Source organism: Paraburkholderia sediminicola, from assembly GCF_046026895.1.
Lineage (GTDB): Bacteria > Pseudomonadota > Gammaproteobacteria > Burkholderiales > Burkholderiaceae > Paraburkholderia > Paraburkholderia sediminicola_C.
The window spans coordinates 48,217-73,341 of record NZ_JAQQEU010000006.1 but is presented as its reverse complement, the minus strand read 5'-3'; the positions used below and the strand labels follow the sequence as shown (position 1 = coordinate 73,341).

Genomic DNA, 25,125 nt, shown 5'->3' with positions numbered 1-25,125 from the left:
ATCATCCACAACCGAGGCCGGCAGCCCTATGTCTGCCGATAAAAGACGGAGACACGCGTGAATACGAGCGAAGCCGGGCAACGCGCCCCCCTCGCGGAACGCGCCTACCGCATCCGGCGCAATGCGCTGCTGATGGGCGAGGTGCAGGGGCAGGGCTATATCGGCCAGGCCCTCGACATTGCCGACGTGCTGGCGGTGGCCTACTTCGGCGCGATGCGCTACCAGCCCGAGAATCCCGAGTGGGAAGGACGCGACCGTTTCCTGCTCTCGAACGGCCATTATGCGATCGCGCTGTACGCTGCGCTGTTCGAAGCGGGCTTCCTGCCGCCGGAAGAACTCGAGACCTACGGCAGCGACGACAGCCGCTTGCCGATGTCCGGCATGGCCGCCTACACGCCCGGCATGGAGATGTCGGGCGGCTCGCTCGGCCACGGTCTCACGATCGCGGTGGGTCGTTGCCTGGGCCTCAAGCGCAAGAGTTCGGACGCATTCGTCTACACCCTCTTCTCCGATGGCGAGCTCGATGAAGGCGCGATCTGGGAAGGCATCATGTCGGCGGCGCACTGGAAGCTCGACAACCTGATCGCCATCGTCGACGTGAACAACCAGCAGGCCGATGGCCCGTCGACGCAGATCATGGCGTTCGAGCCGCTCGTCGAAAAGCTCGCAGCGTTCGGCTGGTACGTGCAACGCATCGACGGCAACGACATCGATGCCATACAGACAGCCTTCGACAACGCGCGCAATCATCCGGAACCCCAGCCGCGCATCATCGTTTGCGATACGCGCATGGGCTGCGGCGTGCCGTTCCTCGAAGAGCGCGAGAAGAATCACTTCATCCGTGTCGATCCGCATGAATGGCAACTCGCGCTTGCCGCGCTCGACGAAGGGAGGCAAGCATGAGCCACAGCACCACGAAGAAGCCGCGCCTGAAGACTTCCGCAATGATCGCCTCGATCGCGGGCGAAGGGCAGATCACGCGCCCGGCGCCATTCGGGCACGCGCTGGTCGAACTGGCGCGCGAGCGGCAGAACGTGGTCGGCATGACCGCCGATCTCGGCAAGTACACCGACCTGCATCTGTTCGAGAAGGCGTTTCCGGAGCGCTACTACCAGATGGGCATGGCCGAGCAGTTGCTGATGGGCGCGGCTGCCGGTCTCGCACACGAAGGCGCGCAGCCGTTCGTCACCACGTATGCCGTGTTCGCGACGCGCCGCGCCTACGACTTCATGCACCAGGCGATTGCGGAAGACAACCTCGACGTGAAGATCGTCTGCGCGCTGCCCGGACTCACGACCGGCTACGGCCCGAGCCACCAGGCGGCGGAAGATCTCGCCTTGATGCGCGCGATGCCTAACATGACCGTGATCGACCCGTGCGATGCGCTCGAAATCGAACAGATGGTGCCCGCGATCGCGGACCACAAGGGCCCGGTGTACGCGCGCCTCTTGCGCGGCAACGTGCCCGCCGTGCTCAACGAATACGGCTACCAGTTCGAACTCGGCAAGGCCAGGCTGCTGCGCGACGGCGCCGAGGTGCTGATCATCTCCACCGGCATCATGACGATGCGCGCGCTCGAAGTGGCGAAGGCATTCGAAGCGGACAACGTCGGCGTAGGCGTGCTGCACGTCCCGACCATCAAGCCGCTCGACACCGCCACGATCCTGCGCGAGGCCAGGCGCACGGGACGACTCGTCGTGGTCGCGGAAAACCATACAGGGATCGGCGGACTCGGCGAGGGTGTCGCCACGGCGCTCCTCACGGCGGGCATCACGCCGCCGTTCCGCCAGATCGCATTGCCCGACGCCTTCCTCGACGCGGGGGCGCTGCCTACCCTGCACGACCGCTACGGCATCTCGACGAACGTGATGGTCGACACCATCAGGACCTGGCTCGGCTGAGCCGGCGTTTCAGATCAAGCTGCAAACAACCCACACCCTCATCAGGAGAAACCCCATCATGTCCGACACGCGTCTTCTCGAAGGCAAGGTCGCCGTCATTTCCGGCGCAGCATCTCCCCGCGGTATCGGCATGGCGACCGCGCGCATGTTCGCGAAGCACGGTGCGAAAGTCGCCATCCTCGATCTCGACGAGGCCCAGGCGAAGGAAGCGGCATCATCGATCGGCGCGCAGCATCGCGGCTATGCGTGCAATGTGACCGACCGGCAGGCATGCCAAGACGCAGTGGCGAAAGTCGTCGCCGACTTCGGCTCGATCGACGTGCTCATCAACAACGCGGGCATCACGCAGGCGGCGAAGTTCCTCGACATCGACCCGCAAAGCTGGGACCGCATTCTCGATGTCAACCTGCGCGGCGTGCTGTATCTCTCGCAAGCCGTCGTGCCGCAGATGAAGAAGCAGAAGAGCGGTTCGATCGGCTGTATGTCGTCGGTGTCGGCGCAGCGCGGCGGCGGCATCCTGGGCGGGCCGCACTATTCGGCCGCGAAGGCGGGCGTGCTCGGTCTCGCAAAGGCGATGGCGCGCGAACTCGGCGGCGACGGCATTCGGGTCAATTGCGTGACGCCGGGCCTGATCCAGACCGACATCAACGCGGGCAAGATCCCTGACGAGAAGCGCGGCGAGATCCTGGCGGGCATTCCGGCAGGCCGTCTCGGTGTGCCGGACGACGTCGCGGGCGCTTTCCTGTTTCTCGCGGCGGATATTTCGTCGTACATTACCGGCGCCGTCATCGACGTCAACGGCGGCATGCTGATCCACGGTTGAGCATTGGAGCAGGACCCGGACGCTTCGCTTCGCCCGTATGGCGCAGCGAAGCGTCCAAGGCAAACGCGCCGCAGAGCGGGTTGCCGACATGCATCGAATGAAGCGCCCACGAGGCGCGATAACCATACCGATACCCCGTATTGGAGGAGCACACCATGACAACCCGTTCGACCGCCCTGAAGGGCATCGACCGCCGCACGTTCCTGAAAGCAGGCGCTGCGGTCGCCGTTGCGGCGCCGCTCGTGAGCCTTTCGGGCCGCGCGTGCGCCGCCGAATTCAGCTACAAGCTCGCGACCGGCCAGGATCCGACCCATCCCGTCAATATCCGCGCGCAGGAAGCGCTGAACAAGATCCGCGAGGCGACGGGCGGCAAGCTCGACATCAAGCTCTTCCCGGCCAACCAGCTCGGCTCGGACACCGACCTGCTCTCGCAGGTGCGCAGTGGCGGCGTGGAGTTCTTCAACCAGGCATCGTCGATTCTCGCGACGCTTGCGCCGGCCGCCGGCATCGTCAACACGGGCTTCGCGTTCAAGGACTACGACGCTGTCTGGAAGGCGATGGACGGCGACCTCGGCACGTACGTGCGCGGCCAGATCGAGAAGGCGGGCATCGTGTCGGTCTCGCGCGCGTGGGACAACGGCTTCCGTCAGATCAGCTCGTCCACGCGCGTGGTGAAGACGCCCGAGGACCTGAAGGGCTTCAAGATCCGCGTGCCGCAGGCGCCGATGCTCACGTCGCTCTTCAAGGCGCTCGACGCCGGCCCCTCGCCGATCAACTTCAACGAGCTCTATTCCGCATTGCAGACGGGCGTGGTCGAAGGCCAGGAAAATCCGCTGCCGATCATCGCGACGGCGAAGCTCTACGAAGTTCAGAAGTCGATCAGCCTGACCTCGCACGTGTGGGACGCGTACTGGATTCTCGGCAACCGCCGCGCATGGGAGAAGCTGCCCGCCGACATGCGCGCGATCGTCACGCGCGAGTTCGAGGCGGCCGGCATGCTGCAGCGCGCCGACATCGCGAAGCTGAACGTGTCGTTGCGCACGGACCTGAAGACGAAGGGCATCAACATCGTGGAGGTCGATCGCGAAGCCTTCCGCAACGCGCTGCGCAAGACGAGCTTCTATAGCGACTGGAAAGCCAAGTACGGCGCCGAGGGCTGGTCGCTGCTGGAAAAGAACGTCGGCAAGCTGGTGTGACGCCATGACTACGTACACGGCTTCGCACGCGGCGCCCCGCCGCATAGCCGGTGTCCTCGACACCGTCCTCGGCCATCTTGTGGAGATCCCTGCCGCGCTGCTGGTGCTCGCGGAAATCGTAGTACTGCTCGCGGGCGTGACGAGCCGTTACTTGCTGCGCGCGCCGCTCGTCTGGTCCGACGAGCTGGCGTCGATCCTGTTCCTGTGGCTCGCCATGCTCGGCGCGGTGGTCGCGCTGCGGCGCGGCGAGCACATGCGGATGACGGCGCTGGTCGGCATGGCGTCGCCGGGCCTGCGGGCGTTTCTGGAGGTCATCGCGATCGCGGCGCCCCTCGCGTTCCTCGTGCTCGTGATCGGGCCGGCGCTCGAGTTCGCGCAGGACGAGGCGTTCATCACGACGCCCGCGCTCGACATCCCGAACTCGTGGCGCGCAGCCGCGTTGCCGGTCGGCACGGCGCTGATGCTGCTCGTCGCGTGTCTGCGGCTCATCCGCAGCGCCAACTGGCGCCTGACGATCGCGGCGCTCGCGCTCGTCGCCGTGGTCGGGGGCATCTTCTACGCGCTCGCGCCGGTGTTGCGCGACCTCGGCAATGTCAACCTGCTGATCTTCTTCGTCGGGCTGGTGGCGCTCACCGTGCTCTCGGGCGTGCCGATCGCGTTCTCGTTCGGCCTCGCGACTTTCGGCTATCTCGCGCTCACGACCAGCACGCCGCTCGTCGTCGTGGTCGGGCGCATGGACGAGGGCATGTCGCACCTGATCCTGCTCTCGGTCCCGCTCTTCGTGTTCCTCGGCCAGTTGATCGAGATGACCGGCATGGCAGCTGCAATGATCGCGTTTCTCGCGAGCCTGCTCGGTCACGTGCGCGGCGGTTTGTCGTACGTGCTCGTCGGCGCGATGTATCTCGTGTCGGGCATCTCGGGCTCGAAGGCCGCCGACATGGCCGCCGTCGCGCCGGTGCTGTTCCCCGAGATGAAGGCGCGCGGCGCGAAGCCCGGCGACCTCGTCGCGCTGCTCGCCGCCACCGGCGCGCAGACCGAGACGATCCCGCCGAGCCTCGTGCTGATCACGCTCGGCTCGGTGACGGGCGTGTCGATTTCGGCGCTCTTCACGGGCGGCATGCTGCCGGGCGTGGTGCTCGCGGTGACCCTGTGCGCGGTCGTGTGGTGGCGCTATCGCAGCGACGATCTTTCCGGTGTGCGCCGCGCGAACCGCGCCGAAATCGCGAAGAAGCTGGTGATCGCGGTGCCGGCGCTCGCGCTGCCGTTCGTGATCCGGGCGGCAGTGGTCGAAGGCATCGCGACGGCAACCGAGGTGTCCACCATCGGCATCGCGTATGCCGTGCTCGCGGGGCTGCTGATCTACCGACGCTTCGAGTGGGCGCGCCTGAGGCCCATGCTGATCGATACGGCCGCGTTGTCCGGCGCGATTCTCCTGATCATCGGCGCGGCGACCGGCATGGCGTGGGCGCTCACCCAGTCGGGCTTCTCCGGCCAGCTCGCCCGCACGATGGGCGCGCTGCCGGGCGGCGCCGCCATGTTCATGGCCGCGTCAATCGTTGCGTTCATCGTGCTCGGCAGCGTACTCGAAGGCATTCCCGCGATCGTGCTGTTCGGCCCGCTGATGTTCCCCATCGCACGCCAGATGGGCATCCAGGACGTTCACTACTCGATGGTCGTGATCCTCTCGATGGGCGTCGGCCTGTTCGCGCCGCCGTTCGGCGTCGGCTACTACTCGGCCTGCGCGGTGAGCCGCATCCATCCGGACGAAGGCATGAAGCCGATCGTCGGTTATATCCTGGCGCTCATCGTCGGCCTGATCCTGGTTGCGGCGGTGCCCTGGATCTCGACCGGCTTCCTGCGTTGATGCACGCCCCTCGCCGTTCGGGCGGGGGCTCGCTGTTCCACCGATCGTTCCATCGATTACCTTGGACGCCGCCCGCATCCGGGCGGCACAGGAGAGATTCGTCATGTCAAATACCGAGGCCCGGCCGCTTGCCGATGCGATCCGCTTTCTCGCGATCGACGCGATCGTGCGCGCCGGCGAAGGTCATCAGGGCGTGCCGCTCGGCATGGCCGAGATCGCGACGGCGCTCTTCACGCGTCACATGAAGTTCAATCCCGCCGATCCGCAATGGCCCGATCGCGACCGCTTCGTCCTGTCGAACGGCCACGGCTCGATGTTGCTCTACGCCCTGCTGCATCTGACGGGCTATGGGCACTTTGGAATCGACGCGCTCAAGTCGTTCCGCGAGATGGGCTCGGCCTGCGCGGGGCATCCGGAATTCGAGCCGGCCGCCGGCATCGAAGTGACGACGGGGCCGCTCGGACAGGGCATCGCCAACGCGTTCGGCATGGCCGTGGCGGAGGCGTATCTGAACGCGCGTTTCGGCGACGCCATCGTCGATCACTACACGTATGCGTTCGTCGGCGATGGCTGCCTGCAGGAAGGCATCGGCCAGGAGATGATCTCGCTTGCGGGGCATCTGCAGCTCGGCAAGCTGATCCTCTGCTGGGACGACAACCAGATCACCGACGACGGCAGCACGTCGCTCTCGATCTCGGAGGACGTCAGCGCGCGCTTTCGGGTCGCGGGCTGGCATGTGATCGAAGTGGACGGGCATGATCTCGAAGCGGTATCGGCGGCGCTCGTGATGGCGCGCCGCGATCCGCGTCCTACGATGATTGCGTGCCGCACCGTGATCGCGCGCGGCATCGAGCGGCTGCAGGGTCAGCGTGGCGGCCACAGCGGCAAGCTGTTCGATGCGGATTCCGCTGCCGCGCGCCGCGAACTCGGCTGGCCGCACGCACCGTTCGAAGTGCCGGCCGACGTGCTCGACGCATGGCGCAGCGCGGGGCGTCGCAGCGAGGACGAATATCGCGCGTGGCAGGCGCGCGTGGCCGCGTTGCCGGCGGCCGAGCGCGCCGAGTTCGAGCGCATCCAGGCGGGCCGTCTTCCCGATGGCTTGCGCGAAGTGCTGGAGGCGTACCGGCGGCGCGCAGTCGACGCAGGCGATGCACAGCCGGGCATCACGATTTCGGGCGAGATCAACGATCTGCTCGTGCCGTATCTGCCGGAACGCATGGTCGGCTGCGCGGACCTCGAAGCGCCGACCGGCCACAAGCGCAGCCTTCACGCGTTCACCGCCGGCGATCGCAGCGGCGCGTACGTGCACTGCGGCGTGCGCGAGCACCTGATGGGCGCGATGGCGAACGGCATGGCCGCGCACGGCGGGATCATCCCGCTCGCCGTCACCTATCTCGCGTTCTCCGACTACGAGCGCCCCGCGATGCGGATGGCCGCGCTGATGGGCCTGCCGGTCAAATTCGTGTTCAGTCACGATTCGATCGGCGTCGGCCGGAACGGGCCGACGCATCAGCCGGTCGAGATCCTCGCCTCGCTGCGCGCCATGCCGAACATGCGCGTGTTCCGTCCCGCCGATGCCGTCGAAGCCGCCGAGTGCTGGGCGGTCGCGCTCGACCATCGGAGCGGGCCGAGCACGCTCGTCTTTGCACGCCAGGCGCTGCCCACGGTGCGCACGATGCACGCGGCCGGGAACCTGTCGCGGCGCGGGGCGTATGTCCTCGCCGAAGCCGATGGCGGCAACCGCCGCGTCACGCTCATCGCAACCGGATCGGAAGTCGCGCTTGCTCTCGAGGCGCGTGCTCGCCTGCAGGAGGAAGGCATCGCAACCGCGGTGGTATCGATGCCGTGCTGCGAAATCTTCGACGAACAGGACGCCGCCTATCGCGCGTCCGTGCTTGGCGCAGGCACGGTGCGCGTCGCCGTGGAAGCCGCTGTGCGCTTCGGTTGGGACCGCTATCTCGGCGAGCGCGGCGGCTTTGTCGGCATGCCGGGCTTCGGCGCCTCCGGCCCCGCCGAGGCGCTCTATGATCATTTCGGGATCACGCCCGCGCACATCGCCGCCGAGGCGAAGCGCCATCTCCAATCCAACCAGGGCTGACCATGCACAAGATCGTTTTTCTCGACCGCGCCACGCTGGCTCCGCAGATCAAGCTGCGCACACCGGGCTTCGCTCACGAACTCGCGGAACATGCGCAGACGCGTCCTGAGGACGTGGCCGCACGCATCGCGGATGCGTCCATCGTCATCACGAACAAGGTCGCGCTCACGGAGGACATCCTCGCGCAAAGCCCGGGGCTGAAACTCGTGGCGGTGGCGGCGACCGGCACCGATTGCGTCGACAAAGCGGCGTGCGCGCGTCTTGGCATCGCGGTGGCGAACATTCGCGGCTACGCGGTGAACACGGTGCCCGAGCATACGTTCGCGCTGATCCTCGCGTTGCGCCGCAATCTGCTCGCCTATCGCGACGACGTGCTGAACGGCGTCTGGCAGAAGTCCGGCCAGTTCTGTTTCTTCGATCATCCGATCCACGATCTGGCGGGCGCGACGCTCGGCATCATCGGGGAAGGCGTGCTCGGACAGCGCGTCGCGGAGATCGCGAAGGTCTTCGGCATGCGACCGATATTCGCGGCGCACAAGGGCAGGCAGGGGCTGGGACCGCTTTACACGCCGTGGGACGAGATGCTGGCGACGAGCGACATCATCACCGTGCACAGCCCGCTCACGCCGCACACGCGCGGCATGCTCGCGATGCCCGAATTCCGGGCGATGCAGCGCAAGCCGTTGATCATCAACACGGCGCGCGGCGGACTCGTCGATGAAGCCGATCTCTCGCGCGCGCTCGACGAAGGTCTCGTGAGCGGCGCGGGCTTCGATGTGGTTTCGGGCGAGCCGCCGGCGCAGGACAACCCGCTGATGCGCATCGCCGGGCGGCCGAACGTGATCGTGACGCCGCATGTCGCGTGGGCTTCGGATGAAGCGCAGCAAGCCCTGGCCGACCAGTTGATGGACAACATCGAGAATTTCATCAAGGGCGCGCCGAGCAATCTGGTTGATGCGACCTATTAGCGAGGCGGTGCCGTCGAAGGCGCCTGGCACACAAACGGCTGCGCGAACGGCCGTTAGCAGGCTGCGGGAAAGAGGCCGGGCGATAGCCCTGCCACGTGAGCTCAGCGCAAACTTCTAACCTGGCCCGGCGTGACACTTCCGGCAAATCGATTGCCGAAATGGGTTCTCGTGTAATTGACGACCGCAGCGACCTGATCGTCGTTCATCGCATCGCCAAACGATGGCATCGCCTTTCGGCCGTGCAGTACGTTGACGATGACGTACGGTGCTGCTTCGACTGCCGGGTTGCCAGCGAGCGCCGGGTAGTGACCCGCGCCCTCTGCGCCTTTTCCATCCGGCATATGGCATCCCGCGCAGGTAGCATTGTAAAGCGCTTCGCCGCTTTTTTCGGTGAAGCGCTCGCCCGGCGAAATCGTGAAGGTGCGTGGTGCGTCCTGTGCCACGGACTGGGGCGACACCGTCGCGGCTCCCATCAGCAAGGCCATCAGCATCACGCTGAGGATCGGCGTCGGCTTATCCATTGACGATTCTCCGATGCAACCGGGTGATCGCATCCAGTGACGACAGCACGGCGCCCTCCTGCCATGCCGGGATATGGGAAGCGTGCTCTCCGGCAAGGACGATCCGTCCGTCGATCAGACAGAGATTCGCGTAATGCGTTTTTCTCAACGCATCCGTCCATGCGGCGAAGCAGCCATTCGTGAACGGTGATCGGCTCCAGCTCACCGCGAAGCCGTTCTGGTACTCGCGCGCGTACTGCGGATGAATCTGGCTGCCCTGGCTCAATGCCACCGCGATCCGTTCGGCAGGCGGCAGCGCACTCATCTCATAGCTGGCGGGCCCCCACATGTAGGCGCCGAGCAGCACCGCAGGACCGGTCGATCCGTAATCGGTTGCCGGATAGCCGATCGTTGAGATCGGCAGGTCGGTGTGCGTGATGCCGCCGTAGATCTGCTCGTCTTCTTCCCAGAATCGCCGGCTGAATTGCAAGCCGATTTTCACCGATGTCGCGTAGGGCACCGCATCGATCGCGGCGCGCATGGCCGGGCCGACCGCCATGTCGATCTGGCTCAGAATCGAGAGCGGGATGGTGCACACCAGCCAATCCGCGTGCGCGTTCCGTTCGGTCCGGGTGGCCGTATCGGTATAGCGCACCGTGACGCCTTGCTCGTCCTGCAAGATGGCGGTGACTCTGGCGTTGAACACTACAGCACTCGCGACCTGCGCATAAAGCGCGTGCGCGATCCGGTCCATGCCGCCGACAGGCTGGAAAATGGCGCTCTGGTAGTCCAGCTCGTTTCCAGACGAGAGCCATTGCCACAAACGCGATGCAAGCAAGGGGTCGCGCGGCAACAGATCCGACGGCACGGCCTCGGGCATCAGCCCACCGCCATGCGCGATCGCGAATCCGCGGCGTTCACTGCTTCGCCGGCCCGCCTCATAGCGATCATCCGGGCCGAGCACACCCCATTGGCGCAGGGATTCGAGTAGCAAATGCGCGTCTTCGACTGACAACGCATCATCGAGTGCGTCCTTGCGGATTGCTTTGGAAAGCAACTCGGCAATATAGCCTTGATAGTCGGTCTGCACCGCCCGGAATCGTTGCGGCTTGCCACCGAAAGCCTCCGTCGAATGCAGGTATGCGTTGTAATTGACCTGGATGAACGGCTCGAGCGGCACCTTCAAACGTTTGGCATAGTCGAGTACGCCCTGGTGGTGATACGGAATGCGCCACGGCCCTGAGTTCAGATAAAGCCCGTCAGCGAAATCACAGTACTGGGTGGCACCGCCGAGTTCCGTATAACGATCACCGCCCCTGACAGTCCAGGCCCGACCACCCGCGCGGTCGTTGTACTCGAGCACCTGCACGTGGTAGCCCGCGTTCCTCAACTCGAAGGCCGCGACGAGGCCGGCCATGCCCGCGCCGAGCACGAGAATTCGCGTTCCTTTGGGCGCGCCATCGAGTCTGATCGGTCCGGCGTAGGTCGAGGTAGCGGCGAACCCCAACGTGCCCATGCCTTGCATCATGGCGGCCGCGCCGAGGTTCTTGCCGATCAGCGTCAGCAGGTGCCGGCGGCTCATCGCATTTGCGGTCATTCTCGACATAAGGACGTGGTCCCCCGACTGGAGAGAAACGATGGCGAACGAAATCAGATCGGCCTAAGCCAGCGTTCGTGTGGTTGCGAGGATGGCCGCAGACTGCTGCAGACCGGTCGCTTTGTTCTGCACTGCGCCGCGCAACGACAAATCTACAGCAGTTACAAGCAGCGCGGCTGCTCCGTGAAACGGGTTGTGACAGACGACAATGACGAAACACACTGCGGGCGAATCGCACTTTATCCACGATTCGTGTTCAATGTCTCCACGCTGGGGGGCTAATCTTTGTGGCCGCTTGAGGCATGCCGATCCACCCGATATTGCCCGCTTCAAAGCGGCTGTCACGCCGTATATCGCGCCGCATCGGCCCGAGCGCACCACGGTCGCCTATTCGATGACGATCATCGAGGAGGCGAACTGGAAACTCGTGATCGAGAATAATCGCGAGTGTTATCACTGCGTGGGCAGTCACCCGGAGTTGCTGGCGACGCTGATCGAATTCGCTCTACCTGACGATCCGCGCGCAACCCAGGACTTTCAGGCGTTGATGCAGGAAAAGTCCGCGCTGTGGGAGCGGCTCTCGTTGCCGCATCTGCCGGCGGATGGAGGCACCGAATTCCGCCGCATCCGTTTGCCGTTCCATCGCGGTGCGGTTTCGTTCACCGCCGACGGACGGCCCGCGTCCACGCGGCTGCTCGGTGAACTCACGGAACCCGACCTGGGATCGGTGCGCATGTTCAGGGTTCCTAATAACTGGAATCACTTCCTCGCGGACCACATCATCCATTTCCGCGTTTTGCCGTTGTTGGAAAGCCGGACCGCGCTCAAAACGACCTGGCTCGTGCACGAAGACGCGGTAGAGGGCGTGGACTATGACGTTGAAGCGCTCACCCAGGTATGGCGCGCCACGAACGCGCAGGACGCGACGCTCGTGGCGAACAATCAACGCGGCGTGAGTTCGAAGGGGTATCGGCCGGGACCGCACGCGCGTTCGGAGTTCATGCTGAGCAACTTCACCGATTGGTATGCTCAGAAGCTGGCGGCTTATATTGATGCCGCGGGAGCCAGCCGCAGCGTAATTCGTCTCGCGGAAGTTGTGTAGGGCTCGCGCTAACTGAACTTCCTGCCTGCATATTGGGCGCATGCAACCGGCAATGGACGCCACAAGCGCATGCCGCCGTGCATGACGCACCAAATGGGCGCCCGAATTTCCCGAGGGGAGCATGCTATGCTTGATCAACAAGCTTGATCAAAAGCCGCCGTCAGCGCTCGCGGCCGCCCAGAACACCTGCGAGGAGAATTCGTTATGTCGATGCGAACCCGTATGCTGTTCCGCCTGAGTGTCGCCAGCCTGCTGCTCGGCGCCGCCATCGGCGTGCAAGCAGCGAACCTACGTTTTCTGAGGAACACTCCGATCGCGTTGATGAGACAACGCGATATGGACTCGCTCGAGCATGCCGTCCTCGGCGCGCTGAATGGCAAGAAGGACGGCGAAAGCATCAACTGGGTCAACGAGGGCACGCGCAACAGCGTGAGAATCGACGCAACCATTACCGTTGCCAATACCACCCACAACGGCGAGCGGATTTGCCGCGACGTCGGCGTGGTGCTGAATGCAAGGGGACAATCGATGCAACTGCAACCGCAGTTCTGCAGTGGAGGCAGCGGCGCCTGGCAGCTGCAGATTAGACCCTGAGGACACCAGCCATGGAAAGCGAGCTACAGCCTCACGAATGTCGTCATTGATCTCAAGAGCAACTTTGAGTCGCTGATCGACTATCGCACATGGCAACGTGCAGGATGGCGAATCTCCGCCGGCTTCGTCGAATCGTCGATCAACCGAATAGTTGGCCGTCGAATATGCAAGAGCCAGCCTATGCGTTGGAGTCGCATAGGAGCACACAGCGTCGTGCAACCAGGCGTCGCGCTGTTGAAAGAATTCCACGAACTCGCACGGCGACAGTTTCCGTGGATTCGAACGACAAGCGGCGTGTACGCCTGAACATCATCGGCGATCTGCTGTGCAGGATTCCCGATGAAGCCATGCCGCGAAAGAAAGTTACGCGGCCAAAGAGACAAAAAAACCCATGGCTATAAGGAAGCGGACTATCCGTTCAAATACATAGCCGAGCGCTTCTGACCTTGTCGGCTTCACAGCGGACGAAGGCCGTGGTTGCCATCAAGGGCTCCGGCCTTTCCGGCTTAAAGGCACGCGTTGACATCGCCAGTGGCATCGCCGCCCGCACCTGCACCCGAGCGAAATCCGACCCAGGTCTTTTGGCCCGTCCACGAGGGCCGCACGACAGCTGCAGCGCCATCCGGCGGCCGCTGCCCTGGAACATAGACATCCATCGCCTGATTGTTCGCCACAATGACCTGCGATATGACTGTCTGTTGCGACCGGTCCGCCCATTTCTGAGCGATGCATTGCGCGACCGCGGCGACCGGATGCTGACTTTCTCCGACCGGTTGTGCGTTCGGCGGCATCGGTGCAGTCGCACAGGCGGTCAAGGTGGCGGCAGCCACTACGAGAATCGGTAACGGTTTCATCTTTTCATCCCTCACTTGGATCCGCATTTCCATGGGTTTGATGCAACGTCGCATGAGCATGTGTGCAAGCCCGAACGATTCGCGTCGCCTGGAAACTCGATGGCATGCCTTCACTACGGGCCTTTTCAGCGCTGACTGGTCGTTGCCAAGCTTGAATGGGCCGCGCGAATGAGTGTTTGTTGATACCCCAAAGGCAATCCACTCAGCCGCGACCCGTAGCAAGATTAGCGGCAATAGCCTATCGATCATGCAGTCAGTGGAAAAAACGGGCAGAGTAACGAGCACCTCTGAGCCTGTCCCCAACCGTATGCTGCTTGCGACCTCACTACGATGACGACTATCGGCACATCCGTAAATCGGCCTTTGGTCTTATGCACATACCCGGCGCAGGCTGACTAAGCTGCGAAAGACGCTTCGTTTTGCAGCAGTGGCAGGCACAACGAAAACGCTCCGGCGTCCGCTAACGTCGACCCGCGCCGTGCGCCGATCGACGATGAGCGAGGCCTCGATATTGTCGATTTTTGATGATGGCACGGTCGTAGCGGCACACTATAATTCCGCTCGCATATTGCGGAAGGCTATATAGAGAGTAGCCTGAATGTGCAGCAAAGATCGGTTGACATCAGCCCATTGACAGGCGTGCCGCCCTGGCTCGCGGCAAAGAGGTTATGCGATGGACCGCGTCGTGAATCGACGGCTGGCTGCTGTTGTCATCGCCTTCGCGTTATGCGGTTGCGCGGCCGCCACGCTGCCGAATCCAGATGGAATCAGCTATAAGAGCCGAGCCGTGAGCCGCAGCGAAGGCGGCCTCCACGTTTCCGCGGCGGTGCTTTCAGATGAAGAAAGCGCGACGGTGTATGGCGTGCCGCTCGCCAGCAAGGGCATACAGCCTGTGTGGATCGAGGTGCAGGACAACGACACGGCCAGCTATTTCCTGATGTCGCCGGGCCTCGACCCAAATTTCTTCCCGGCTTCCGAAGCCGCCGAGGCGTTTGGCGATGGCGATGCGCATGGCGGAAATGTCGAACTCGACCGGCGCTTCCGTGCGCTTGCCTTCCACAACCCAATTCTGCCGGGGCAGACCGTATCCGGTTATGTGCTGACCAACCTCAGCGAAGGCGCGAAGCTCGTCCAACTCGATCTCGTGGCGAGCGAAAAAGCTCGGACGTTTTCGTTCCTCATGGTCGTGCCCGGCTTTTACGCTGACTATCATGTCAGCGCGGTTTTTCGGCGCGATATCTATCCGCCGGAAAAAATCGTGAACTACACGGAGGACGACACTTTCCGTGCCGCGCTCGAAGCGCTCCCATGTTGCGCAACCAACGCTGACGGTTCGAAGCGCGGCGATCCGCTCAACCTCGTCATCGTGGGCGGGCTGGACGACGCGTTTGCCGCCCTGGTGCGCCGCGGCTGGAGTCCGACCGAACAGAAATGGTCCGGTGCGATCATGAAGACGATTACCTCCGCGCTGTCCGGCGACCGTTACGTCAATGCACCTATCAGTGATCTTTACCTGTTCGGCCGGCCCCAGGACCTCGCCTTGCAGAAAGCGCGCGACACGATTCACCAGCGCAATCACCTGCGGCTCTGGCTAAGCCCGATGCGCTATCACGACAAGCCGGTGTGGGTGGGCCAGATCAGCCGGGATATCGGCGTCCGCCTTACGTTTCACTCGCCCACGTTCACAACGCACAAGATCGACCCGGACGTCGACGAGGCGCGCACGGCACTGACGGAGGACATGGCCTATTCCCAGAACCTCCAGAAGATCGGGTTCGTCAACGGAGTCGGCGCCGCGCCGCAAAGCGCCCCGAAAGAGAACCTCACCACCGATCCGTACTTCACGGACGGCTATCGCCAGGTACTCGTATTCGACCGGCAACCCACGTCGCTCTCAGGGATCGAATTCTTCCCTTGGGAGGCAGCCGCGAAGCTCAACGCGCTACCCCAGGGAGCAAAACGATGAGCGAATCGCCAGCACGGCAACGGGCATTGCAGAAAGCGGCAGGCAGCATTGTCCTCTTGCTCGTTTTCGCGGGCTGTGCGACGTGGACGGCCCCGACCAGCCTGAGCGATGCGCCGCTGCGCGAGCGAGCGGTTAGCGCGACGAAGCAGGACACCCGCGTCAGCGTGGCCGTGCTGGGAGCCGATGACAGTAAACGGATGTTTGGCGCCGACATCAACAGGCACATCGTTCAGCCGCTATGGATCGAAGTGGAGAACCGGACTACGCAAGCGTTATGGTTGCTCCACTCCGGCACAGATCCCAACTACTTCTCGCCACTCGAAGTCGCGTGGTCCATGCACACGCTGCTTGGAGGGGCGACCAATGCGGAAATAGACAGCCACCTGAACAAGCTCGGATTCAGAAATCCCGTTCCGCCCGGCGAAACCCGAACAGGGATTCTGTTCGCCAACCCCGACCGGCAGATCAAACTCGTCAATATCGATCTGCTTGGCAGCAAAACCTTGATCCCCTACTCGCTGTTTCTGCCCGTGCCGGATGACGCCGCCGACCCGCATTTCGCGCTGACGCCGTTCCAGTATCCCGAAACCGCCATCGTCGACTACCACGACCTGGCCTCGTTGCGCGCAGCACTCGAAGAGATGCCCTGCTGCGCGACCGATGAGCCCGCGAAAACGGCAGCCGATCCATTGAACGTGGTGGTCATCGGCACGCTGGGAGACATTGGGGCGGCCATGGTGCGCCGTAGCTATCGTCGCGACATGCGGAAAAATGACCTGGCGCAACTGCTGTTCGGACGCACGCCCGACGTCATCCTGCGCAAGGAAGCGCAAACGGGCGCGCCCTCCACGTCATTGCGCGCGTGGCTCGCGCCCATCCGCTTTAACGGTGACCCAGTGTATCTGGTGCAGGTCGGACGGCCTGTCGGGGGCCGCTTCGCGCACCACGATACGGACGGCGGCGGCACGCTCCACGAGGACGTCGACGAAGCAAGAAACCTGCTGGTCCAGGACATGATGTATTCAGGCGGTCTGGATAAGCTCGGCTTCGTGAACGGCGTAGGTGCGTCACCTCAGGGACATCCGCGGACCACGCTGAACGGCGGGCGTTACTACACCGACGGACTGCGTGCCGTGATGTTCTTCGCGACGCGCCCGCTCAGTTTCACCAACGTGGAGATGCTCGACTGGGTGCCCTATCTGGAACAGGGTGATCCCGCCGCACGCAAGGAGAACGGCGATGCCGGCAAGTAACCCCGTCTCCCGACGGCAAGATGGGCTCGCGCCGCGACCGGTCGAGCATGCGCGTGCATCGGCGAATGCCCGCGCCAGTTTCGCGGCCCTTGCATCCTGCCTCGCGCTGGTAGCCTGCGCAACGAAGCCGCTCGTTCCCTACACGACGGACACGCCGCCCCTCGTGCTCGTTCCTGCATCGTATGCGGGCGTGCAGGACAAGCGGGCGCGGTTTCGGGAAATCTACTGCGCGGTGCTCGAAGCGCACGGCCGGGCGCTTCCTGACTACCGCCCTTGCGAAAGTGCTTTGACACGCGTGGGCACCGAACCGGCCGGCACGGGCGCGCCCGTCGCTCTCGGTCAATCCACGCGGCACCTCATGGCGGCAGTCGTTCCCGGCATCGGGTACGACTGCTTCAAGCCGTGGCTGAATGCGCCTGGCACTGTCACGAAACAACTACGCCAATACGGATACGACGGGTTCATGCTCGATGTCGACGGGTTGTCGAGTTCGGCTCACAATGCACGCCAGATCCGCGATGCCGTGATGGCCATGCCACCGCCCGACGGACCCGCACGCCTCGTGCTGATCGGTTACTCGAAGGGGGCGGCGGACATTCTCGAGGCCGTCGTTGCCTATCCGGAGATCCGTCGCCGCGTGGCGGCGGTCGTCAGCGCAGCCGGAGCGGTCGGCGGATCGCCGCTCGCCAACGATGCACAGCAATATCAGGCTGACCTGCTGCGGCACTTTCCGGGCGCGACTTGCACGTCCGGAGATGGCGGGGCCGTGCAAAGCCTGCGACCCGCAACCCGCCAGGCGTGGATGGCGCGGAATCCGCTTCCAGGCGATGTCCGATACTACTCCCTCGTAACGTTCCCTGAGCCGCAGCGCATATCGTCGATTCTTGAATCGGGCTACGACAAGCTCTCGCGAATCGATCCGCGTAACGACAGCCAGGTGATCTTCTACGATCAGGTCGTGCCCGGAAGCGCCCTGCTCGGCTACGTCAATGCCGATCACTGGGCACTGGCCGTGCCTATTGCGCGAACCCATGACATGATCGGCTCGCTGTTCGTCACGCAGAACGCTTACCCCCGTGAAGCGCTAACGGAGGCGATTCTGCGCTTTCTGGAGGAAGATCTGTCGACATCGGGAAAGTGAAACGGCGTGGATCGTTCCCGCTTCTGCGGACGCCGCTTCGGTATTAGCGACCCGCTCCTGTCGCTGGTCAGTTCCAGCGGCGGCCGTTCGACTCGAAACCAACCGAAACGCTTTACGCTTGCCCGCTTCGGCGCTCAGAACGACCGGGTAATGCCGACGTGCACAAGCGCGAACGGCTCGACGAATTGCCGTTCGGAGAGGGCTTCGAAACAGGCGGATCGCTGAGCGCCACACGCGGGCGCATCACCACCAAAGGAGACGCGGGCGTTCGGACACCCATGCTCGGTGTTTACCCGCCCGGGGGCGCTCTCATACTTGCGCCTCTCGGGGGCGCGATGCAATATGTAAGCGCTATCATTTAGCAGGTAGTTCCAATAAGGCCCAGAAGTAGCGTAGTGCGATCGCACGCGCCGGCATGCTGATCTGCCAGCTTGAAGTGCCGCTTGGCGCGGTCCGCCGTGCAATCGATACCGCCGCGCGCCACGGCACGCCAGTGCTTCTGAACCCGGCGCCCGCGCAACCGTTGCCGGACGACCTGTATGCGCAAATCGATGTTGTGATCGTCAACGAGACCGAGGCGCAGGTGCTAGCGGGCGTAGCCGTCAGCGACGCCGCCACCGCCTGCCGCGCCGCGAACGCGCTGCGGGCCAGGGGCGCGGACACCGTCATCGTGACGCTCGGCGCGGGCGGGGCCTGGTACGCGGGTCCCGAGGGCGAAGGCCATCTGGCGGCCCCGCGCGTGGACGCGGTCGATACGACCGCCGCCGGCGATACCTTCGCCGGTGGCTTCGCAGCGGCCCGCGTGCGCGGCGCACCGCTGTGCGATGCAATCGCCTTCGGCCAGCGCGCCGCCGCGTTGAGCGTGATGCGTAAAGGGGCGCGGACCTCCATTCCGACGCGTGCCGAACTGGACGCGCAACTTCAGGCCGCCTGACATCGCATCGGCGCGGTCCACACACATCAATCGCAGACATGAAACGGAGACAACGATCATGCGCGCAACCCAGAGTCACGAGCAGGCCCCGCCGAAAATTCGCCGCGCGCAGATCGTCGCGCTCACGCTGCTGATGGTGAGCGGTATCGTCAACTATCTGGACCGGGGAACGCTCGCCGTCGCCAATCCGCTGATTCGCCATGACCTGGGTCTGTCGCTCGGGGAAATGGGACTTCTGCTCTCCGCGTTCTCGTGGAGCTACGCGCTTTTTCAGTTGCCGGTGGGCGGCCTCGTCGACCGTATCGGGCCGCGCAAGCTGCTCGGCATCGGTCTGATCGTCTGGTCGCTCGCACAGGCGGCCGGCGGTTTCGTTTCGACCTTCGGCTGGTTCATCCTTGCGCGGATCGTGCTGGGCATCGGCGAGGCGCCGCAGTTTCCGTCGGCGGCACGGGTTGTCAGCAACTGGTTTCCGCTGCGCGCGCGCGGCAAGCCGACCGGCATCTTCAATTCCGCGTCCCCGCTCGGCACGGCGCTCGCGCCGCTTTGTCTGTCGATCATCGTCGTGCAGTTTCACTGGCGCTGGGCATTCATCGTCACCGGCATTGCGGGCATGATCGTGGCAGTCGTGTGGCTCGCGGTGTACCGCGATCCGGCCAAGGCCACGATGACCGAAGCCGAGCGACGCTATCTCGACGGCGACGAAGCGGACCGCGAACCGGCGCCGTCGCTCACCTTCGCCGACTGGCGCTCGCTGTTTTCGCACGGCACGACGTGGGGCATGCTGATCGGCTTCTTCGGTTCGGTATATCTCAACTGGGTCTACCTCACCTGGCTGCCGGGCTATCTGACGATGGAACGCCACATGAGCCTGATGCACACGGGCGTCGCGGCATCGGTGCCTTTTTTCTGCGGCTTCCTCGGCTCGCTCACGGCCGGCTGGTTTTCCGATCTGATCACGAGCCGCAGTTCGAGCCCGGTCGCGAGCCGCCGCAATGCGGTGGTGATCGCGATGCTCGGCATGGTCGCGTTCACGATTCCGGCTGCGCTCGTTCAGAGCAATACGCTCGCGATCGTCTGCATCTCGGTGGTGATCTTCCTCGCCAACGCCGCGTCCGCCAGTTCGTGGGCGCTGGCGACCGCCGCCGCACCGCCCAATCGCGTCGGCTCGCTCGGCGCGATCCAGAATTTCGGCGGCTTTCTGGGCGGCGCCCTTGCGCCGATCCTGACCGGCTACATCGCGCAAACCTGGTCCTTCGTACCCGCGCTATTGACGGCGGCAGCCATCGCCTTTGTCGGCGCGATGAGCTACCTGCTGTTCGTACGCAAGCCGATCGAGGACTCATCGGCAGGCGCAGAAGCTGTCCGGGCCGCCGCGTGACCACATCGCGCGCCTTTGATCCAATGCACCCCTTCGAGAGACAACCATCATGACCTCCCAGCAATCCGCCACTTCAATCGAAGGCATCGTCCCCGTCATGCTGACCCCGTTCGATGCTGACGGCGCGATCGACTATGCCGGGCTCGAACACCTGATCGAGTGGTACATCGCCCACGGCTCGGATGCGCTGTTCGCCGTCGCGCAGTCGAGCGAGATGCAGTTCCTGAGCCTGGCCGAACGCGGCGCACTGGGACGGTTCGTCGTCGACAAGGTGGCGGGCCGCATTCCGGTCGTGGTCTCAGGCCATATCAGCGACGACCCCGACGCCCAGGCCGAAGAGCTCAATGTCGCCGCGGCGACCGGCGCCCAGGGCATTGTGCTCGTGACGAACCGGCTCGACCCGAAGCGCGAAGGAACCGAGGTGTTCGCGGCGAATCTCACGCGGCTGCTCACGCGGCTGCCGTCGGACATTCCGCTCGGTCTCTACGAATGTCCGGCGCCCTATCGGCGGCTTCTCTCCGATGAGGAGCTGAAGATGTGCATCGATACCGGCCGCTTCGTCATGCTGAAGGACGTGAGTTGCGATCTCGATACGGTCAAACGGCGTGTGGCGTTGGCGCAGGGTTCGCCGCTGAAGATCCTGAATGCCAACGCGGCAATCGCATGGGATGCGATGAAAGCCGGATCGGCGGGCTTTAACGGGGTGTTCACGAACTTCCACCCCGATCTGTACAACTGGCTGCGCAATCATGCAGCACAAGATCCTTCACTCGCGCAGGAGCTGGCGACGTTTCTCGTGCTCGCCGCCGTATCCGAGGTCCTCGGTTATCCGGCGCTCGCGAAGATCTACCATCAGCGCATCGGCACGTTCGAGTCGATTCGCTGCCGCGCGATCGACTACGATGTGCGCGAACGCTTCTGGGCGCTCGATGCGGTGCTCGACAAGATCGTCGCCGGCACCGAACACTTCCGTTCGCGCATCGCCGCGCTCGGCGCGAGCCGTTAGGTTCGCGGGCTTCTGCCGCGAGGCTTTCGCCATGACCGGAACGTCCCCGCCGACGGCGCCGATCCGCTCACTCTTCGCTCCTGCTCGCGGGAGTAAGATGGCGGGCGTTCCCGACTCGTCCTCTGCTTCAAAACCCGATGCCTGACTCCTTCGATACGCCGGACGCGGCCCGGCCGCCGATCAGCCGCTCCCGTCGCAACACGGGCCGCACTGTGCTTTCCGATGTCGCCAAACTCGCGGGCGTATCGACGGCAACCGTATCGCGGGTCTACAACGAACCGGACAAGGTCTCCGCGACCGTCCGCGAGCGTGTCGAGCACGCCGCGCTCGCGCTCAACTGGTTTCCGAATGCGGCGGGACGTGCCCTCGCCTCCACGCGCAGCCACATTGCTGGCTTCATCATTCCGACGCTCGACGATCAGGTGTTCGCCTCGCAGGTGAGTGGCATGCAGGCGGCGTTCGCAGCGCGCGACATCACGCTTGTACTCGGCTGTTCAAACTATGATCCCGCACAGGCGATCGTGCAGGTGCGCGCGATGCTCGCGCGCGGCGTCGAGGCGATGGCCATCGTGGGCGAAGCGCATCCAGCCGAACTGTTCGCTGCATTGCAACTCTATCGCGTGCCTTACGCGGTGACTTATGCGTATCGCGAGGGCAGCCAGCACCACTGCATCGGCTTCGACAATCGCGCGGCCTACGCGGAGATCACCGAACATCTGATCGGCCTCGGACATCGCTCGTTCGCCGTCTGCATCCAGCCAACGCGCGACAACGATCGCGTACAGGCGCGCATTGCCGGCATCCGCTCGGCGCTCGAACGCCACGGCCTCGCCGTGCGGCCGGAGCACCTGCTTGAGGGTGAATCGACGATCGGCTTCGGGCGGCGCTGCCTGCGCTCGATCTGGCAATCGCTGGGAGAGCGCCCGAGTGCGCTCATCTGCGGCAACGACCACATCGCGTTTGGCGTGTTGCGCGAAGCGGAGGAACTGGGTATCGAGATTCCCGACGAATTATCCGTGACGGGTTTCGACGATCTCGCGATCGCGAAAGAGATACGTCCTGCGTTGACAACGATGCGCGTCGACACCGCGGAGATCGGACGCCTCGCGGCGCAGCACCTGCTCGACGCACTCGACGGCAAAAGACCGCAACATGGACACGAGGTGCATGCGCTATTGCAGGTTCGGCAGTCGACAGGGCCATGCCTGAGATAGTTTCTCGGCGCTATTGGGGAAGCTCACCGCGCCTGACGGCGTTACTGCCGCCTCTAGCCGCCGCTGATCGGCAATCTTGTAGTTCTTCCTGGCCAGCTTCAGCGCCCGCAACTGAATGCGTTATCGCGACACAACCGGTGTTCGGTCAATGTATTTGATTCAACTAAAGACTTCACCAAGGGCGCTGGCAATCAGTCTTCCGTCGGCGAACTGGTTGAGCGCGCCAGTCGCCCTGTGCTGCTCGCGAAGATGGAACGCGCCACCGCCGCCTCGGCACTGGCGGGCTTCACTGCCAAACTGAATTCGATCGCTGTCCCACGGCGCCAGAGCTTCACCTACTACCAGAGTAAACAAATGACCCCGCATCAGGAGCTCAGCGCCGGCACCGGCGTGCGCGTGTACTTCTGCGATCCGCACTATCACGACTCCGACCTTTGGCGCGACGGTCCACCTTAAGATTTCGTGGTCGAGTGGTGGTCAAGAGATCGGGGCACGTCTATAGGGACACCTGAGCCGCCAACAGATCTTCGATCCGAACCGGAAGATCACGCACGCGCACGCCCGTGGCATGATAAACAGCGTTCGCAATCGCAGGCGCAATGCCCGCGATTCCAATCTCCCCGAGACCGCGTGCGCCGAGTGGATTCAATGCGAGATCCGGATAGTCGAGGAACGTGACGTCGATCTTCGGTGCGTCGGCATGCGTGACCATGACATAGTCGGCGAGGCTCCGGTTGATTGGTGCGCCGAAACGGCTGTCGTAGTTCGTCTCTTCGAATAGCGCCATGCCGACACCCATCACGACGGCTCCTTCGATCTGGTTGCGGGCCGTACGGGCATTGATGATCTTGCCTCCATCGATCACGCTAACCACCCGACTGACTCGCAACCGCGCTGTTTCAGGCTGCCATGTAACCTCGGCAAAATGCGCGCAGTATGAGTGCACCGACACGCGCTTCGCGTCAGGATCGTCCTGATTCGGGCCAGACCGCCCTCTTCCCACCACCGCGTTGATACCCGCCGGCCTCAGAATCCTCTCAAACGGCACCCCTGCAGCCGGTGAGGTTCCTTTGCGATAGACCATCCCTTGCTCAAAACCAAGTGCATTCGCGTTCTGCCCGTTGAAGGGCGAGTTCCCCGCTTCGGCTGCGGTGACTAAAAGGTGCTGGACTGCGACCTGTGCCGCCTGCGCCACCGCCGGAATCAGCGAGGCCGTAGCCCTTGAGCCCCCGGACATCGGCCCGGGAGGCAAGCGTGTGTCACCGATCACGACTGCAATTCTGTCGAGCGCGATTCCGGTCGCATTCGCCACCATCTGGGCGAGTACGGTGTACGTCCCCGTGCCGATGTCCTGAGTCGCTGTCAATACGCGCGCCGTCGCGTCCGCGTTCAGTTCAACGATGACTTCCGCTGCAGATCGCTGGGCTTGCCAGGATCCCGCTGCGACTCCCCAGCCGATCACCAGACCGTCACTACGCATCGAACCGACCGGCGTCTTGCGCGCCGCCCAGCCGAATTGCTCCGCGCCGCGCGTCAGGCAATCCTTGAGGTGCCGGGATGAAAACGGCACATTCAGGCTTTCGTCAATCGCCGGCTCATTGACAAGGCGCAACTGGACCGGATCGATATTGAGCTTGATGGCTAGCTCATCGACGGCCGATTCGACTGCGAACAAGCCAGGCACGGCACCTGGGCCGCGCATCGATGTGCTGGGCCCGATGTCCCGGCGCGCATGGGCGGCAGTCACTTGCAGGTTCGGCGAGCTGTAGAGATAGCCTGTCGCCTCGCCACAGTTCTCTTTTCGTGTATCCAGGCGGGCCGTTTGATAGACGTAGTGCTGCTGCAGCGATGTCAAACGTCCATCGCGTGTTGCCGACAAGCGTATGCGCTGCTCCGTGGCCGGACGGTGGCCCACGTTCTGGAACATCATCCCGCGGCTCAGCACCAGCTTGACGGGCCGCCGCAGATTGCGGGCCGCGGCGGCGGCGAGTAGCGAATGGGACCACGGAAACAGCTTGCCGCCGAATCCAGAGCCTAGATACTTCATGATCACGCGCACCTGATCTTCAGGCACACCAAGCATCTGTGCCATCATCTGCCGCTGGTTGACGATCGACTGCGTTGTTTCGTAAAGCGTATAGTTCGTGCCATCGAAGACCGCCACCGTGGCATGCAGTTCGATTGGGTTGTGCGTTTCGATCGGTGTCGTGTAGGTCTGGTCCAGCTTCAGCGCATCAGAAGCGGCCGCGAATGCGGCCTCCGCGTCGCCGCGCTGCGTGTCGACGGACGGCGCACCCTGTGCGGACATCTGGACCGTTACATCGGGTTGACTCTGCGCATACCGCGCCTTCACTGCATGGGACGCGGCCGTTGCCTGCTCGAACGTATCGGCCACTACGAGTGCAGTGTACTGGCCATAGTAGGAGATGATGTCGTCGTCGAGCGGCGGACGTCTTTCATCGATTCTTGGTCCGAAGCCGACGCGAAAGAACTTTCCGATGTTCTCGCGCGTGAAGACAGCCCGGACCCCTGGCATCTTCGAGGCAGCGGCCGTTTCGAGTTGATGGATGCGCCCCTTTGCGATTGTCGCGCAAACCGGTACGGCGTAAAGCATCCCTGGAAAATTGAAATCCGACGTGTACGTCGCCGCACCGCTGACCTTAAACGGTCCGTCGATTCTGGTAAAGTCGCCGCCGATGACCGGCTGCGTTTTATTGCTAGCTAATTGCACGTTCT

19 protein-coding genes and 3 pseudogenes are annotated in these 25,125 nt (G+C 63.8%); 18 read left to right on the top strand and 4 right to left on the bottom strand.

Going from position 1 to position 25,125, the window contains the following annotated elements:
• The first annotated feature begins 57 nt into the window (after nt 1-57).
• From PQR02_RS06410 to PQR02_RS06380, 7 genes are all read left to right on the top strand, one after another.
• A complete protein-coding gene (locus tag PQR02_RS06410) occupies nt 58-903 on the top strand; it encodes a transketolase (RefSeq protein WP_408227122.1) in 846 nt (281 codons plus the stop codon).
• Nucleotides 900-1,901, top strand: coding sequence for a transketolase family protein (locus tag PQR02_RS06405; protein ID WP_408227119.1), 1,002 nt, complete (start codon nt 900-902; stop codon nt 1,899-1,901). The genes PQR02_RS06410 and PQR02_RS06405 overlap by 4 nt, the downstream gene beginning before the upstream one ends.
• 58 nt (nt 1,902-1,959) lie before the next feature.
• Nucleotides 1,960-2,724 (top strand): SDR family NAD(P)-dependent oxidoreductase, encoded by a 765-nt coding sequence (locus PQR02_RS06400; RefSeq protein ID WP_408227116.1) that lies wholly within the window; start codon nt 1,960-1,962, stop codon nt 2,722-2,724.
• A 155-nt stretch (nt 2,725-2,879) separates the two neighbouring features.
• A complete protein-coding gene (locus tag PQR02_RS06395; RefSeq protein WP_408227113.1) occupies nt 2,880-3,920 on the top strand; it encodes a TRAP transporter substrate-binding protein in 1,041 nt (346 codons plus the stop codon).
• Between the two features lie 4 nt (nt 3,921-3,924).
• The gene (locus PQR02_RS06390) at nt 3,925-5,784 is read left to right on the top strand and encodes a TRAP transporter large permease (protein ID WP_408227110.1); all 1,860 of its coding nucleotides are present in this window, start codon (nt 3,925-3,927) and stop codon (nt 5,782-5,784) included.
• A gap of 103 nt (nt 5,785-5,887) precedes the next feature.
• Nucleotides 5,888-7,882, top strand: a complete 1,995-nt coding sequence (gene tkt, locus PQR02_RS06385) for a transketolase (protein ID WP_408227107.1) — start codon at nt 5,888-5,890, stop codon at nt 7,880-7,882.
• 2 nt (nt 7,883-7,884) lie between these two features.
• Nucleotides 7,885-8,850 carry a D-2-hydroxyacid dehydrogenase gene (locus PQR02_RS06380; RefSeq protein ID WP_408227104.1) on the top strand — a complete coding sequence of 322 codons (966 nt, stop codon included), beginning with the start codon at nt 7,885-7,887 and terminating at the stop codon, nt 8,848-8,850.
• A gap of 101 nt (nt 8,851-8,951) precedes the next feature.
• Here the strand turns inward: PQR02_RS06380 and PQR02_RS06375 are convergent, their stop codons facing one another.
• A complete protein-coding gene (locus PQR02_RS06375; protein WP_408227101.1) occupies nt 8,952-9,371 on the bottom strand; it encodes a c-type cytochrome in 420 nt (139 codons plus the stop codon).
• Nucleotides 9,364-10,956, bottom strand: coding sequence for an FAD-dependent oxidoreductase (locus PQR02_RS06370; protein ID WP_408227098.1), 1,593 nt, complete (start codon nt 10,954-10,956; stop codon nt 9,364-9,366). Before PQR02_RS06370 ends, PQR02_RS06375 begins: the two co-directional genes overlap by 8 nt.
• Nucleotides 10,957-11,206: 250 nt before the next feature.
• Between PQR02_RS06370 and PQR02_RS06365 the strand changes: the two genes are divergently transcribed.
• The 3 genes and pseudogenes from PQR02_RS06365 to PQR02_RS06355 all read left to right on the top strand — a co-directional run.
• Nucleotides 11,207-12,049 carry an RHO alpha subunit C-terminal catalytic domain-containing protein gene (locus PQR02_RS06365; protein ID WP_408227095.1) on the top strand — a complete coding sequence of 281 codons (843 nt, stop codon included), beginning with the start codon at nt 11,207-11,209 and terminating at the stop codon, nt 12,047-12,049.
• Between the two features lie 204 nt (nt 12,050-12,253).
• The gene (locus PQR02_RS06360; RefSeq protein ID WP_408227092.1) at nt 12,254-12,643 is read left to right on the top strand and encodes a hypothetical protein; all 390 of its coding nucleotides are present in this window, start codon (nt 12,254-12,256) and stop codon (nt 12,641-12,643) included.
• Between the two features lie 6 nt (nt 12,644-12,649).
• Nucleotides 12,650-12,949 (top strand): annotated as a pseudogene (locus PQR02_RS06355) (ISKra4-like element ISBusp5 family transposase); the annotation flags it as partial.
• Between the two features lie 200 nt (nt 12,950-13,149).
• Here PQR02_RS06355 and PQR02_RS06350 read toward each other — a convergent pair.
• A complete protein-coding gene (locus PQR02_RS06350) occupies nt 13,150-13,497 on the bottom strand; it encodes a hypothetical protein (protein WP_408227464.1) in 348 nt (115 codons plus the stop codon).
• 673 nt (nt 13,498-14,170) lie between these two features.
• Between PQR02_RS06350 and PQR02_RS06345 the strand changes: the two genes are divergently transcribed.
• The 8 genes and pseudogenes from PQR02_RS06345 to PQR02_RS06310 form a co-directional block, all read left to right on the top strand.
• On the top strand, nt 14,171-15,463 hold the full coding sequence (locus PQR02_RS06345) for an LssY C-terminal domain-containing protein (protein WP_408227089.1): 1,293 nt from the start codon (nt 14,171-14,173) through the stop codon (nt 15,461-15,463).
• A complete protein-coding gene (locus PQR02_RS06340; RefSeq protein WP_408227461.1) occupies nt 15,460-16,716 on the top strand; it encodes an LssY C-terminal domain-containing protein in 1,257 nt (418 codons plus the stop codon). The genes PQR02_RS06345 and PQR02_RS06340 overlap by 4 nt, the downstream gene beginning before the upstream one ends.
• Nucleotides 16,703-17,857: a hypothetical protein gene (locus PQR02_RS06335; RefSeq protein ID WP_408227086.1), complete on the top strand. Its 1,155-nt coding sequence runs from the start codon at nt 16,703-16,705 to the stop codon at nt 17,855-17,857. Before PQR02_RS06340 ends, PQR02_RS06335 begins: the two co-directional genes overlap by 14 nt.
• Nucleotides 17,858-18,248: 391 nt before the next feature.
• Nucleotides 18,249-18,791, top strand: a pseudogene (locus PQR02_RS06330) (PfkB family carbohydrate kinase); the annotation flags it as partial.
• A 58-nt stretch (nt 18,792-18,849) separates the two neighbouring features.
• Nucleotides 18,850-20,169, top strand: coding sequence for an MFS transporter (locus PQR02_RS06325; protein ID WP_408227083.1), 1,320 nt, complete (start codon nt 18,850-18,852; stop codon nt 20,167-20,169).
• Nucleotides 20,170-20,218: 49 nt separating this feature from the next.
• Complete coding sequence (locus PQR02_RS06320; protein WP_408227080.1) at nt 20,219-21,175, top strand: dihydrodipicolinate synthase family protein; 957 nt, start codon at nt 20,219-20,221, stop codon at nt 21,173-21,175.
• A 137-nt stretch (nt 21,176-21,312) separates the two neighbouring features.
• Nucleotides 21,313-22,389, top strand: a complete 1,077-nt coding sequence (locus tag PQR02_RS06315; protein WP_408227077.1) for a LacI family DNA-binding transcriptional regulator — start codon at nt 21,313-21,315, stop codon at nt 22,387-22,389.
• 168 nt (nt 22,390-22,557) lie between these two features.
• A pseudogene (locus tag PQR02_RS06310) lies at nt 22,558-22,806 on the top strand (IS30 family transposase); the annotation flags it as partial.
• Nucleotides 22,807-22,885: 79 nt separating this feature from the next.
• On the opposite strand, the gene PQR02_RS06305 reads toward PQR02_RS06310, so the two are convergent.
• Nucleotides 22,886-25,120, bottom strand: a complete 2,235-nt coding sequence (locus PQR02_RS06305) for a xanthine dehydrogenase family protein molybdopterin-binding subunit (protein WP_408227074.1) — start codon at nt 25,118-25,120, stop codon at nt 22,886-22,888.
• Nucleotides 25,121-25,125: the final 5 nt, after the last annotated feature.